This is a genomic window from Paenibacillus sp. YIM B09110, from assembly GCF_037167145.1.
GTDB lineage: Bacteria > Bacillota > Bacilli > Paenibacillales > Paenibacillaceae > Pristimantibacillus.
The window spans coordinates 41,027-53,878 of sequence record NZ_JBANSP010000024.1 but is presented as its reverse complement, the minus strand read 5'-3'; the positions used below and the strand labels follow the sequence as shown (position 1 = coordinate 53,878).

General features: G+C 45.3%; 15 protein-coding genes. 5 read left to right on the top strand and 10 right to left on the bottom strand.

Annotated features, from left to right (window positions below; all coding sequences use genetic code 11):
- The first annotated feature begins 126 nt into the window (after positions 1 to 126).
- Both V8F51_RS25510 and V8F51_RS25505 read left to right on the top strand, forming a co-directional pair.
- Positions 127 to 543, top strand: a complete 417-nt coding sequence (locus V8F51_RS25510; RefSeq protein ID WP_337103317.1) for a VOC family protein — start codon at positions 127 to 129, stop codon at positions 541 to 543.
- A 212-nt stretch (positions 544 to 755) separates the two neighbouring features.
- Positions 756 to 2,024 (top strand): carboxylate--amine ligase, encoded by a 1,269-nt coding sequence (locus V8F51_RS25505; RefSeq protein WP_337103316.1) that lies wholly within the window; start codon positions 756 to 758, stop codon positions 2,022 to 2,024.
- Positions 2,025 to 2,188: 164 nt separating this feature from the next.
- Here V8F51_RS25505 and V8F51_RS25500 read toward each other — a convergent pair whose 3' ends face one another.
- The 10 genes from V8F51_RS25500 to V8F51_RS25455 form a co-directional block, all read right to left on the bottom strand.
- The gene (locus V8F51_RS25500) at positions 2,189 to 2,401 is read right to left on the bottom strand and encodes a hypothetical protein (RefSeq protein ID WP_337103315.1); all 213 of its coding nucleotides are present in this window, start codon (positions 2,399 to 2,401) and stop codon (positions 2,189 to 2,191) included.
- An 86-nt stretch (positions 2,402 to 2,487) separates the two neighbouring features.
- Entirely contained in the window at positions 2,488 to 2,958 is a 471-nt protein-coding gene (locus V8F51_RS25495; protein ID WP_337103314.1) for a hypothetical protein, read from the bottom strand.
- 39 nt (positions 2,959 to 2,997) lie between these two features.
- Entirely contained in the window at positions 2,998 to 3,339 is a 342-nt protein-coding gene (locus tag V8F51_RS25490; RefSeq protein WP_337103313.1) for a hypothetical protein, read from the bottom strand.
- Positions 3,340 to 3,595: 256 nt separating this feature from the next.
- A complete protein-coding gene (locus tag V8F51_RS25485) occupies positions 3,596 to 4,477 on the bottom strand; it encodes an AraC family transcriptional regulator (protein ID WP_337103312.1) in 882 nt (293 codons plus the stop codon).
- A 151-nt stretch (positions 4,478 to 4,628) separates the two neighbouring features.
- A complete protein-coding gene (locus tag V8F51_RS25480) occupies positions 4,629 to 5,990 on the bottom strand; it encodes an MATE family efflux transporter (protein ID WP_337103311.1) in 1,362 nt (453 codons plus the stop codon).
- 111 nt (positions 5,991 to 6,101) lie between these two features.
- Positions 6,102 to 6,593 (bottom strand): heme-degrading domain-containing protein, encoded by a 492-nt coding sequence (locus V8F51_RS25475; RefSeq protein ID WP_337103310.1) that lies wholly within the window; start codon positions 6,591 to 6,593, stop codon positions 6,102 to 6,104.
- A gap of 40 nt (positions 6,594 to 6,633) precedes the next feature.
- A complete protein-coding gene (locus V8F51_RS25470; protein WP_337103309.1) occupies positions 6,634 to 7,653 on the bottom strand; it encodes a sensor histidine kinase in 1,020 nt (339 codons plus the stop codon).
- Between the two features lie 3 nt (positions 7,654 to 7,656).
- Positions 7,657 to 8,331 carry a response regulator transcription factor gene (locus V8F51_RS25465; protein ID WP_337103308.1) on the bottom strand — a complete coding sequence of 225 codons (675 nt, stop codon included), beginning with the start codon at positions 8,329 to 8,331 and terminating at the stop codon, positions 7,657 to 7,659.
- A gap of 32 nt (positions 8,332 to 8,363) precedes the next feature.
- Positions 8,364 to 10,820, bottom strand: a complete 2,457-nt coding sequence (locus tag V8F51_RS25460; RefSeq protein ID WP_337103344.1) for an ABC transporter permease — start codon at positions 10,818 to 10,820, stop codon at positions 8,364 to 8,366.
- On the bottom strand, positions 10,820 to 11,497 hold the full coding sequence (locus V8F51_RS25455) for an ABC transporter ATP-binding protein (protein ID WP_337103307.1): 678 nt from the start codon (positions 11,495 to 11,497) through the stop codon (positions 10,820 to 10,822). Before V8F51_RS25455 ends, V8F51_RS25460 begins: the two co-directional genes overlap by 1 nt.
- Before the next feature lie 202 nt (positions 11,498 to 11,699).
- Here V8F51_RS25455 and V8F51_RS25450 point away from each other — a divergent pair, with 202 nt between their 5' ends.
- The 3 genes from V8F51_RS25450 (at position 11,700) to V8F51_RS31625 (ending at position 12,811) form a co-directional block, all read left to right on the top strand.
- On the top strand, positions 11,700 to 11,948 hold the full coding sequence (locus V8F51_RS25450) for a hypothetical protein (protein WP_337103306.1): 249 nt from the start codon (positions 11,700 to 11,702) through the stop codon (positions 11,946 to 11,948).
- Between the two features lie 166 nt (positions 11,949 to 12,114).
- A complete protein-coding gene (locus tag V8F51_RS25445; RefSeq protein WP_337103305.1) occupies positions 12,115 to 12,543 on the top strand; it encodes a VOC family protein in 429 nt (142 codons plus the stop codon).
- A 160-nt stretch (positions 12,544 to 12,703) separates the two neighbouring features.
- Positions 12,704 to 12,811 (top strand): YjcZ family sporulation protein, encoded by a 108-nt coding sequence (locus tag V8F51_RS31625; RefSeq protein WP_442956487.1) that lies wholly within the window; start codon positions 12,704 to 12,706, stop codon positions 12,809 to 12,811.
- The last annotated feature ends 41 nt before the right edge of the window (positions 12,812 to 12,852 follow it).

The following is a 12,852-nucleotide window of genomic DNA, read 5'->3' as shown; positions in this document are numbered from 1 at the left end:
GGAACCTAAAATTCTCCCTCAATAAGTTTAGCTTTCTATTAAGGATTTATATATCTGCAATGGTCCCACGTTACTGGTTTGACATCCAATTTATCATAATGCTACTGTATACTTGAGGTGATCGAAATGGCAGTAACAGCCAAAAGTATGTTTGTTAATTTACCAGTAAAAAACCTGAAGAAATCTATGGGGTTTTTCACCACAGTAGGCTTTGAATTCAACCCAAACTTTACTGACGACAATGCAACTTGTATGGTCATCGGAGAAAACATTTACTCCATGTTGTTGGTTGAAGAGTATTTCAAGACCTTCACCAATAAAGAGATTTCTGATGCATCCAAAACGACCGAAGTCTTAATTGCATTAATGGTCGAGAGCCGCGAAAAAGTGGACAAGTTAGTTAACAGCGCGATTGCAGCTGGTGGCATTATTGCAAAAGACACACAAGATCTCGGCTTCATGTATCAGAGAAGCTTCCTAGATCTAGACGGTCATCATTGGGAAATCGGCTTTATGGATGAAAGTGCGATCCCGCAGGAGTAAGGAATTTAAGATTGCTTGTTTCATCATACGTAGGGATGGTGTCTTTGTGGCATCATCTCTTTTTAGAAAGCAAATTTATTGCCCATAAACAGCTCTCAGTTGATACCTCTCTTGATTTTATCGTCATTTCGTATCCCCAACGACTCCATTCGCCTCCGCCGTGTTAGAACATTTGAGCAAAGAACGAAGAATTTGTTGAACGAGGGGAATTTATGAATCATAAAGATTTTGTAGCAATTATACTTGGCAGTGATGAGAATGCCTATGGCAACGTCAGACTTATCCATGAAACCTATCAGATCAGACCTCTCCTGGTTTGTACCAGGCTGTTGATTCCAACCAGGCACAGCAACTTGTTCGATCTTATCCAAATCGACCGCTTCGACCAAGAGGATGTTTTCCCCGGCGCGTTGTTGTCCATCTTGGAGAACCACGCCTCCTCGAACAAGAAACTGATCGTCATACCTTGTTCTGATTACTATGCCGGGATGTTGTCGCGCCACTATGGCAAATTCAATGGATTGATCGCAAATCATTTTCTATCCGACAGGTTGTTGGAAACGCTCGATACTAAAGACAAGTTCTATGAATTGTGCGATCGGTTCGGTTTGGATTATCCGAAGACGCTTGTTTGTGAGCCGAATGAGCGTGAACATGCTTTGGAACGCATGGAATTTCAATTTCCGATTGTTGTAAAACCTGAGAATAGCAATGCCTATGAATACCTTCATTGTTACTTCGAAGGCAAAAAGAAAGTGTTCTTCTTTAACAATCGAGAAGATTATTTAGCGATGATCAGCAACATGAATACATCCGGCTATAACGGCAAACTAATCATACAAGAGTTTATTCCCGGCGGCGATAGCGCAATGCGAGTGATCAACAGCTACTCCGATGATAGTGGAAACGTGAAAATGATGTGTCTCGGTCAACCTGTGCTCGAAGAATATGCGCCGAATACGCTAGGCAACTACGCCGCTATCATTAGCCGCTCAGATATGGACATATATGAGAAGGTTAGGGCATTCTTGGAGAAAATCGGTTATGTCGGATTTTCCAATATCGACATGAAGTTCGACAGCAGGACGGGTAAATACATGATGTTCGAAATCAACCCGCGATTAGGCAGAAGTAGTTTGTTCGTACGGGGGGCCGGATTGAATATGATATCAGCGCTCATAAGTCAAGTCGTTAACGGCGAAGACATCGATTGCAAATACGGCCAAGCTACCGCACTATGGACTAACGTGCCGAGAATGGTATTGAAGCGCTACGTCACCGATCCGGCGTTGTCGATCGAGATCGATAAGCTTTATAAGCAGAAGAAAGTGATCCGATCGCTTTGGTACATCAAAGACCTAAATGTGAAGCGTATTATTAGCGTCTCGCGCTATTTTTTCGGACACATCAACAACTATCGGCGTTATTATTTCAATAAAGAACAAGCCTTGTTTGTGGATCAAGACCGCTCGGAACGATAATAGGAGACGTTAGCCCCAACTGAAGCAGCTATGACGATAGGCCGAATATAATAATCATGGACTGCCATAGAGATATAGTTAATTTCATGTAGATGAAGAAAGGCAACCGGTCATTTCTAGACTGTTGTCTTTTTGTTTTTGTTGATTGATCGTTCACCGTTAGGTTAATCATCAACTTGAGCTGATACTAAAATTGATAAACCCCTTTCTTCACCATAATCCCATAATTTCACCCACGGATATGTTCCAGTGGGAAGCAGAAATGTCCTTATTTCAAATGGCTTAATTTTGTCCATATCACACTTAATGCCACTTATCTCCGTACCAAAGTGAATACTGATTAGTCTTCCAGTGTCATTATAAAATTTGAATTTCATTCGACGCACCTTCTTTCTATAAACCCCAGAATAATGTACTTTCCACCACTCTACTGATCTCTAGCCTGTTAGCAAAATCAGTTGTACTAATTATCAAACCAAAAGACCATACGGATATTTTCTGGCTCGTCAATTTTGATCAAACGGGGGATAAACTCATTCACAAAAGGAATTACCATCGCCGCTAGAGGAAAAAATTCATTATTGTCATCCTCGAAATTTTGTTGCCAATCATATTCGAGAAGTTCTTTTAAAGTAAGCCAACTTCTGGTATGTGCATCCTCACCTTCTATATCACTTCGATTTTTCACTTCTGGGCTTACATCGTCAGGCAGTCCCTTTGGTAACGAAATAGGATGGATATCATAATGATTTCTTACATCCGCTAGTATCGCAAATAAGAGATAATTTCTATCCCTCCAGTAAGGTTTTAAAATCCATGTTTCCTCAAAATGAGGGTTTTGCGTCCATTTGTCTATGCTTATCCATTCAGTTATCAAAGGATTGTCTTTATTGATTGTTTTCTGCTCAATAAACACATGAATATCGGTGCCCATCTGATCCCATTCCTTTCATTAATGAAACTCACTTTTGGTTCAGTGATCTGCGTCCGTATCAATATCAGGGTATCGTTTAAAGACTGACTGAAAATTGCCTTGTATAAATAGATGGTCGATAAGCTGTTCAATGCTCTGCCTGCTTATAACGTCAATTAAAACCATGTCACTGGACCAAAAATATAAACCATTCATACATTCTCCTGATTGAATGTTCTTTTGCCTCAATGTCTCAATATTCTTGTAGGTGAAAAGACTAGCAATCCATTTGGAGCGATTTGGAAAAGTAACAATAACATCGGTATTTTCATCGTCACAAACCAATGAACCTTCTGCCCATAATTCAGCTTCTATCCATACACAACGCTTTAAAAAGTTCATTCAATAACACCTCTCTAATGTCAATGAATTCGTGATATTACCAAAACATACCTGCCTTTTAGTTTAATAAATTAAACAGGCTACCGTAGCGCATGCTCATCCATCTAGCTTTATCACTATCGTTACCCGTTCTCTATATGCGCCTGTAGGTATTCTGTCCGTTAAATTAATGAAGAACCTTCAGTCTGTTAACTCACAAACAAAAAGAGATGTCGATCTTCGACATCTCTTTCTACACTCCATTGCAGTATTTCCATTATTGCTGCTCGAGAACTCGCTTCGCAACGGGTATCCATATTTCGCTTCGATAATTCGGAGAGGAGACATCCTTGCTTTCATTCCACAGCAGCTCAGGTCCGTTAATTTGCTCATAGCTCGAGGAAGGGAACCACTCGGAATAGATGCGGCCCCATATTTCTTGCAGCGTTTGGGGAAACGGACCCACCGCCTCGAACACCGCCCAGTCGCATGCCGGCACTTCCAAGCTCGCCAGATCATCCGGACATGCCAAAGTCGTCGCCGCACCGATATAATGATCGAGCCCTCCTTTCTCCTCCATCCGCTCTTCGGAGAAATTAACCGATGCGCTGATTAACCCGAATGGCTGCGTGTTGGATAAGCCTTTAAACTGCACGATCTTCTCCTCATTCAAGCTTCCCCACATCGCTGCAATCTCAGGATTCACTCCTTCGAATTGAATGGGAACCCGCTTCATAATGCCTACGATGCGAAAAGCTTCTTTTTTCTCAATACGATAATTCATTGCACTTACCCCTTTGATAGTGAGCTGGAAGGTCATACGAGGATATGCAAGCAGCGGCTGCCCATTAACCCTCGCTTCGGTTGGAGTTATACCATGCATGCTCAGGAACGCTCTCGAGAAGGAATCCGGCGATTGATATCCGTATTTAACCGCCACGTCAATAACCCTCACGGAGCTGTCCTTAAGCTCAAAGGCGGCTAGCGTTAAGCGTCTGCGGCGAATGTATTCGGACAGCGGCACTCCTGCAAGAAACGAGAACATTTTCTTAAAATGAAACTCCGAACAAAAGGCTAGCCGCGATGCCTCCTTGAAGTCGATATCATCCGCCAGATGTTCCTCAATATAATTTAACGCTGCATTCATAGATTCAAGCATTCGGTATGACTCCTTCCTTTCTTCTTCCGCAACTATAAAGTAACAAATATAATGCCGACCGTTCCGACTTTTCGTGTCCGATGCTGCAGGGGTTGCAACAAAGAAAGACGCCAAGCGTTAAGCGAGTCGTCTTTCCAATCGTTCAATTGCTTCATATTAGCTTATGCTTATACCACTTCTTCCCGCGGAAGCGCCATAGGAAGATCGCTCCGCGTACGCCCCATTCACAGTTCATTGCAATCCATACTCCCATAATGCCTAAGCCCGCTGTAATGCCCAGCAAGTATCCTAGTATGACGCGGAATAACCACATGCTAAGCATCGAAGACAGCGAAGTGAATCGGGAATCGCCAGCCGCCCGCAGCGCAGACGGCAATATAAAGCTCATCGCCCACAACGGGATTTGCACGATTGCTGTTAGAAGCAGCACCCAGAAGATGTCGTCTACAATTTCGGCAGGAGGTTCGAACAACCCTACCAATAATGGATAGAACGGCATAAGAATAATCCCCATCACGAATAACATGAGCGATGCTATCCATAGGAACGACTTGACGAACTTGCGCGCATCGGCCACATCGCCTCGTCCAATACATTGACCGACAACGGTGACGATCGTTAACGACAATGCAGCACCTGGAATTTGCAGGAGACCGGTCAGTACAGATGCAATCGCGTTCGTAGCAATCGCGTACGTTCCTAGGCTAACGATGAACACCTGGGTGAGCAGCTTGCCGCCGTTGAAGAACATCTGCTCGGCGGCGAATGGCAGTCCGATGGACATAATCTTCTTCAGCATGGAGATCGGAACATGGAACATATCGCGCAAGCGCAGATGCATCGTCCCATCCATTTTGAACAAATAATAGATCGCGCAAGCCGCCCCGGCAAACCTGGCGATATTGATCGCAATCGTCATCCCCATAACACCCATATTCAGCATCGTAATGAATACAATGTTAAGCAGCACATACAGCAGGTTCATAATTAACGATAGCGCGAGCGAAGCGCGGCTCTTCCCGACCCCTCTAAGCGCGCCGCATACGGCTTGGACAATCGCCAGCCCAAGGAAAGAAATGCCGCTCCCTATAAGATATATTCTTGCACTATCCAGCACTTCTGCGGACGCGGAACCGAACAGTAAGCGCAGCAGCGGATTATGCAAAGCAATGATGAGCAGCCCGATTACTACGGAGAGCAAGGAGACGGAAGCAATACTGCCCGAAGTGGCGCGAGACACCATCTGATTGTTCCCGCTCCCTTTGTATTGCGCTACGACGACAGTGCCCCCGGTTGCTACGGCTACGAAAACGTTAATAAGAAATAAATTCAAGGAATCGACCATATTGACTGCGCTAACCGCCGATACGCCGGAGGAGCTGATCATCGCGGTGTTCACGAGATTCAGTCCGACGATAAACGCCTGATCGATCAGAATCGGGATATACAAAGCGATAATCGCCTTGTAATCCATCGACTCGCCAGTCAAATACTTATTCAAATACGCACTCATCTGCGTTCGCAAACGAATCGGAATCAATATGATCACATTCTTTTCTATGGAAGTTAACGAAGACACTAACTGCAGAGTTAGTGTCTTCTTATCGTGCCTTATTATCTTTATCTACGATTTCAATAGTTTGGTTAGCGTTGTCGTAATCATCTCATGATCCATATGGCCTTCCAGCCCGGATACCGTAATCGTACCGACAGATCCCGCGTTTTTTATGATGATCGGGAAGCTTCCGCCTTCCGTCGCATATTCCATCGGATCGAGATATTCGCTGTCCTTCACGTTGGTATTCCATGATTTGTACAGCACGTGCATATAGTAGGAGCTATGTCCAAAATGTTTGACAACGTTATTTTTACGTTCGATCCAGCGATCATGTCCAGCTCCAGTACCATCCATTTTCGCGTGGAATAGCAGCTGACCATTCTTCCTGATGTCTACGACAATAAGTTTGTTCTCATTTTGCGCTTTCGCGAGAATAGCGCTGCCAATCTGTACAGCTGTTTGATTCGAGAAAGAGGTGAACTGTAATTCGGATTCCTGCTCAAGCAACTCTGCTAATAATACTTCGTAATTTTCCAAGTGAAATCCTTCTTTCTTCATCCTAAGTCGTACAGCCCCATTCATTATACCTCCTTCATCGCTAAATCGGAAGATAAATAGAGAATATACTGCCTTTGCCTATATCGGACGTAACTTTCATATAGCCCGACTGATCGGTAATAATTTTGCGGGCCAGATAGAGACCGATCCCTACGCCTTGCGTCTCGCTCGCTTCTCTCCCCCGGTAAAAGCGCTTGAATATATCGCTGATCTCGCTCTCTTCAATACCGCTGCCTTGATCCTCAATATCGATGCGAACGAACATCTCGTAGGGTTGAACCGAGACTTTAATCGTACCGGAATCACGTCCGTATTTGACCGCATTATCGAGTACATTGAAGATCGCTTCAGCCGTCCACTTACTATCATGAGACACCTTTGTCTCTTGCTGCGACTCGAATTCAATCACGATACCCTGCCGTTCAGCAACTGGATATATCTGCTTAATGGCGGATAATACCGTGCTGTTAATACTGCTTGTCTCCTGCCTAATCGCAACGATACCGCTTTCTAGACGCGACATTTTGATTAAACTTTCCATTAGCCAGCTCAGCTTATCGGTCTGATTCGCCAATATGACAATGAACGATTCCCGCTTCTGCGGCGGCAAATGACGGTCTCCCAGCAGGCTTACATACATGTTCAAGTTCGCAAGCGGCGTCTTCAACTGATGGGCAATATCGGATATGAGCGTCTTCATTTCTTCATTTTCTTCTTTCGCTTTAAGACTCTGCATCTTCAGTATCCGTGACAGCTTGATCACCTGCACTTGCAGCTTGGACAACAAGTTGTCTTCTACCGTGGAGAACAGCTCGCGATCCTCCCGATCGATGATGGATTGAATCGTCAGCGACAGCTTCGTCAATACGTCACCCATTTGCCTTCTAATAGCAAGCATGAAGAAGACGAGAATTACCGCTCCGACAATGGCGAACATGCTGGATAAAAAGATCAGCTTGCGGCCTGCATCAAGTTCCAGCAACGCATATAGAAACAGGCCGTATGCCATTGCATACAGCCCGTAGCTTATTAGAATAATACGAGTAAAGGAGCTCTTCACTTTCTAATCTCCCCATGTATAACCGATTCCGAATACGGTTTTGATATAAATACTGTTCTTAGGGTCGTCCTCGATCTTGCCTCGCAGACGCTTAATATTGACGCTTAACGTGTTCTCGTCGACGAACGCGCCGTCCAGATCCCATAGCTTTTCGAGAATCATCTGTCTCGTCAAAATCTGCTTGCTATTGCGTGTGAGAATAGACAGCAGCTTGTATTCATTCGAGGTAAGCTTAATCTCCTCGTTTCCCTTTAATACTTTCATTTTATCATAATAAACCGTTAAATCCTTGTATACGAACCTGTCGATCGATTCCTCACCGCCACGGCGAAGGACAGCCTTGACACGCTGATTCAATACCGCCATGCTGAACGGCTTGGCAATATAGTCGTCCGCGCCGGATAAGAAGCCGTTCACGATATCCTGCTCTGTATCGTTAGCCGTTAAGAACAGGATCGGCACATCCGACGTCTCGCGAATTTGTTTGCAGAGCTCAATCCCGCTGCGATCGGGCAAATGAATATCTAGGATAAGGAGATGAACGTCGCGACTTCTCCACAACTCTATTGCCTGAGAGGCTGTATATGCAGACCATACCTCGTACCGCTCCTTTTCGAGTGCAAAGGCTAGTCCTTCATTCAGCAGCCGGTCATCCTCAACAACGACAATGGTTGCCATATCGCGTGTTCACCTCCCTATCTGTTGCATGATTAGCTTGCTTCCTTCATCCGTTCCACAATGCTGGTTTTTCTCGTCTGATTATACGCGATAATCGGCGCGGTCAGACATACGCCAAAGACAATGAGCAGTATAATGATGAGCGGAATCAGAGGATATTCAAAAACCGCATAAGTCGCCTCTTGACTGAACAACTTATATGCTCCGTAGCTCACCAAGCTTCCTAGTGTGGACACGAGCAAGGAGGAAATAACGGCGTAGCCCAATCCTTCGAACAGCAGCTGCTTGCTCGTCATGCCGATGCTCTCCATGATAGCGAATTCGTTGCGCCTAATAACGACGCTTGTGAACATCGTACTCACAAAGTTCATAATCCCGATGAACGCCAGAATAAGCGTGATCGCTCCGCCAAGAATGTAGAACATCAGCTTCGCGCTTTCCATCATTTCAATCCACTGCTGCTTCGACTCCAGCGATATGTCGCGAGAACCTGCCGTCAATCGTTCCAACTGCTCCTGAATGGCTGGATGATCCTCCTTGTCGGCTGACATATTCATTTTATAAATAATCGGATCTGCAATCAATTGCTTCATTGCCTTCTCGCTAATGTAAATATTCGGAGCAAGACCGCCGAACATGAGCTTGAACGGCTGTTCCGCAATGCCGCCGATTTCGAACGAATGATTCCGGTCGTCATTAGGCAGCTTAAGATTGAAGTTATCGCCCAGCTTGAGCGATTGTTGGCTCATATCAAGCAGCGCGATCTCGCCATTATCGAACCGTTCCATATCGATTGGCGTATCAAGCGTTTCGTTAAGCTCCTCGATATACTTCGTTTCGATGCCTACGAGCCGCGAAGAGAACATGTATTCATCTTGCTGCAGCATCTCATCTGTCGGCCTCTCTGCGCCATATCTCGTCGTGAACTCATCTACATGCTTGCCGAACACCTCTGGCGTATATTCCGGGAAAGCTTGCGACATATACATCCTGCGTATCTGCTGAATGCCGTCAATTTGCTCTATGGAGGAAAGGAGCTTATCCGTGAATAGCTGTCGAACTTCTCCATTATAGCCTTCTGCCGATTTATTAATTAATTCGAAATCGTTAGCCACATAATCGCCGATGAAGTTGTCTGTGCTCATGCTCAGAATGAGCGTATTGATGGTTAAGAAAGTAGTCAGGCCAAGGACAAGCGACAGAAATACCGTCGTTGCTCTCTTCTTATCGCGGAAAATATTTCGCCATGCCATGCGGTGCAGCTTCGAGCCGCTCCTGCTTTTCTTCGAGCCGGCACGAACATATTTCGACGCTTCTACGGCCGATATTTTGCTCGCTATACGTGCTGGTTTCCTTGAGCCTGCCATCGTTGTGACCACTGCGAATAGTGCTGCACCCATGTAGATGAGAGGATGAAAGGAAATCTCGACTTCCGTTTCAAGACTGAACATGCTAAGGGCGAACGGTACGACAAGGTAAGAAGTTATCGCGCCTAATAATAATCCAATCGGAATGCCGATCCACATTAATCGATGCGCTTGCCCATTTACAAGCTTCTTCACTTGCCTGCGTGTCATGCCAATCGTCTTCAATAAGCCATAAAATTTCGTATCCGTCGATACCGAAATATAAAGCACATTGTATATAAGCAGGTAACCGCTGAACATAACGATCAACGACACACCCACCGTACCGAACCACGTCGATAACGAACCGTCCTCTACTGTTCTAGAGTAAGCATATACGTCCTGACCTTCTTGGAGTGCAAGGTCGTTCTCCAGTTTCCTAATCCCTTCATCTTGTGAAGTGCCTCCTTTGAACATAATGGAGGCAACGCCATTCATTCTATGCTCAGGTCCCAATGCTTCCGCGAAAGACTTCGAAACGAGTATTTTGCCCGAATTGTCCGAGAACATTTGCGTATAATCGTCATACCAGCCGCTAAGCACGAAGCTTTCCTTGCGCACGGTCCACTTAGCGTCGTTGCCGGCAAGATAGGACAAGTCCAGCTTCATCCCGACTATCGGTTCCGTTAACCCCATCTCATCCAGCAGCCATTTAGGCATAAGCACCTCATTGCGCTGCTGCGGGTAGCCATTCGTCTTCCCTCCAAGCAATGGCGCTTTCATAATGTTCCATTCTGAATCATCATACAGGTGAAAGGATGCCTTATAGGCTCCATTCTCGGTTGTCGCAAGCCGCGCTACCTCGTAGTCGAGACCAATCTTCTTCACATACGGGAGGTTAGCTAGCTTGTCTAATTGTTCCTGCGCAGGATTGACGAATGCAACATCCGCTTTCGTACCTAGAAACTTCTGATCTTGCATGCTGAACGACTTCATATAGCTCATACCGATGCTGAATACGGAGGTGAGCAGCCAAGCGGTCATGACGATGGCTAGAATGACATACCGATTGCGGGAACGATTCGCTTTCAGACTTCTGCTTGTAAGCGTCTTAATGATCCGTTTATTCGAATTGGGAAACATCACAGCCGTTTCCCTCCTACGACCTTGCCGTCCGCGATGCGTACTATGCTATCGGCAAGCTGAGCAATTTCCTCGCTATGCGTAATCATGACGATCGTCTGATTGAATTGTTTGCTAGTCACTTTCAACAGTCCGATTACTTCTTGACTTGTCTTGCTGTCCAAGTTGCCTGTAGGCTCGTCTGCCAGCACAATCGAAGGTTTCGTAGCAAGCGCCCTAGCGATCGCGACACGCTGCTGTTGTCCGCCGGACAGCTGATTCGGCAGCTTGTCCAGCTTATCCGCTAAACCTAGCGTTTTAACGATATGATCAAGAAACAGCTTATCGATAGCGTTTCCGTCAAGCTCGATCGGAAGCACGATATTTTCATATACATTAAGAATCGGTACTAAGTTGTATTGCTGGAATACGAATCCGATCTTTCGTCGTCTGAATACCGTCAAGTCGTCGTCGCTCATATCGAAGATCGCTTTCCCATCCACGAACACTTGGCCGCTGGATGCACGATCAAGTCCGCCTAGCATATGCAATAACGTTGACTTCCCGCTTCCCGACATCCCCACGATTGCAGCGAATTCGCCCTCTTGGATCTCTATACTTACGCCGTCGAGCGCTTTGACCTCATTCTGCTGCGATCCGTATATCTTCTTCAAGTCCACTGTGCGCAATATCGACATTTACGATCACTCCTGTTCTATAGCTTGTTCCTACAGACGCTATATTACGCTGATCTTCTTACAAACTCGTGACAATCGGAATCACAATACATAAGTATCTATCAATGAAAACCTATTTTATTCTATTAAACGCACTCGTCCAATCGAATCTGCAACCTAGCGAATAAACTGCATTAACTTCTAAAAGAAGGAGGAGATTCGAATGGGATACTATGGTAAAAAATGCTTCAAACCTGTGTTCAAAAAATCGTGGAAAAAAGAGCACCACGGCAAAAGAGCGCATGGCTGTAAAAAAGAGCGCCCTTCTTACGACTACGGCAAGAAGGAGCATTCTCACGGCTGTAAGAAAGAGCATCATTTCTACGGCAAAAAAGAGCATTCTTGCGGCAAAAAAGTTCATCATTGCTGGAAGAAAAAAGAGCATCACAAAAAATGGAAACCTTTTTGCTAAGATTCCAGGGGGGGCCTGATCATTCAGGCTTTCCTACATAATAGCAATTGCAGCAAGCAGGAAATCGAATACGATTTCCTGTTTTGCTATTTTGTATTTCTTACCCAATATTGCTACAATAGTGACGCAGTACAAGCATAACATTGAGAATAGAGGAGCGATTACTATGTCCGTTGATGTCTATCTGAATTTTGACGGTAACACTCGAGAAGCAGTAACTTTCTACGCAGAGGTGTTTGGTTTAGAACTGCCTCAGATTATGACATTTGGCGAGACGCCGCCGCACCCGGACTATCCGCTTCCGGAGGAAGCCAAAAATCTCGTTATGCATACAAGACTTAACATTTACGGCAGCAACGTCATGTTCTCCGATGTATTTCCGGGTATGCCGTTCACGCAAGGCAACAACTTCAGCCTCGCCCTTGTACATAAAGATCAGGAGACCATCACGTCTACCTTCCATAAGCTGAAAGAAGGCGGCACAGTCGTCATGGAGCTGCAGAAGACGTTCTGGAGCCAATTGTATGGCAGCGTTCGCGACCGCTTCGGCATCGAATGGCAATTCAACTTGGACAGTGGCGAGACTTTTGGCTAAGCACTGATCAACGTTGTGAAGCGCTCAGCACTTTACGGTACAATCATCATGTCATGACAGTTGCCATACCGTCATGTGCCTCCCCGTCAAACACCCAAGCACTTCCTGCTGAGTATGCATAAGATATGGTGTACTCAAAACGCAAGGAGGTGCATGAGTAATGTCCGGTTATGTTGGCGGTGCCTTCACGAACACGGGTACAATCCTGGTTCTCTTCATTCTGTTAGTAATCATAGCTTGCAGTTGTGGAGTATTCGGCAGATACTAAGACGAATACCTGAATAAGCGACAATTAGAACCACACCAAAA

Excerpts from the sequence above, each read along its gene's own strand:
- V8F51_RS25510 (WP_337103317.1), top strand. The coding sequence starts at position 127 with ATGGCAGTAACAGCCAAAAGTATGTTTGTTAATTTACCAGTAAAAAAC.
- V8F51_RS25505 (WP_337103316.1), top strand. The coding sequence starts at position 756 with ATGAATCATAAAGATTTTGTAGCAATTATACTTGGCAGTGATGAGAAT.
- V8F51_RS25500 (WP_337103315.1), bottom strand. The coding sequence starts at position 2,401 with ATGAAATTCAAATTTTATAATGACACTGGAAGACTAATCAGTATTCAC.
- V8F51_RS25495 (WP_337103314.1), bottom strand. The coding sequence starts at position 2,958 with ATGGGCACCGATATTCATGTGTTTATTGAGCAGAAAACAATCAATAAA.
- V8F51_RS25490 (WP_337103313.1), bottom strand. The coding sequence starts at position 3,339 with ATGAACTTTTTAAAGCGTTGTGTATGGATAGAAGCTGAATTATGGGCA.
- V8F51_RS25485 (WP_337103312.1), bottom strand. The coding sequence starts at position 4,477 with ATGCTTGAATCTATGAATGCAGCGTTAAATTATATTGAGGAACATCTG.
- V8F51_RS25480 (WP_337103311.1), bottom strand. The coding sequence starts at position 5,990 with ATGAGTGCGTATTTGAATAAGTATTTGACTGGCGAGTCGATGGATTAC.
- V8F51_RS25475 (WP_337103310.1), bottom strand. The coding sequence starts at position 6,593 with ATGAAGAAAGAAGGATTTCACTTGGAAAATTACGAAGTATTATTAGCA.
- V8F51_RS25465 (WP_337103308.1), bottom strand. The coding sequence starts at position 8,331 with ATGGCAACCATTGTCGTTGTTGAGGATGACCGGCTGCTGAATGAAGGA.
- V8F51_RS25460 (WP_337103344.1), bottom strand. The coding sequence starts at position 10,820 with ATGTTTCCCAATTCGAATAAACGGATCATTAAGACGCTTACAAGCAGA.
- V8F51_RS25455 (WP_337103307.1), bottom strand. The coding sequence starts at position 11,497 with ATGTCGATATTGCGCACAGTGGACTTGAAGAAGATATACGGATCGCAG.
- V8F51_RS25450 (WP_337103306.1), top strand. The coding sequence starts at position 11,700 with ATGGGATACTATGGTAAAAAATGCTTCAAACCTGTGTTCAAAAAATCG.
- V8F51_RS25445 (WP_337103305.1), top strand. The coding sequence starts at position 12,115 with ATGTCCGTTGATGTCTATCTGAATTTTGACGGTAACACTCGAGAAGCA.
- V8F51_RS31625 (WP_442956487.1), top strand. The coding sequence starts at position 12,704 with ATGTCCGGTTATGTTGGCGGTGCCTTCACGAACACGGGTACAATCCTG.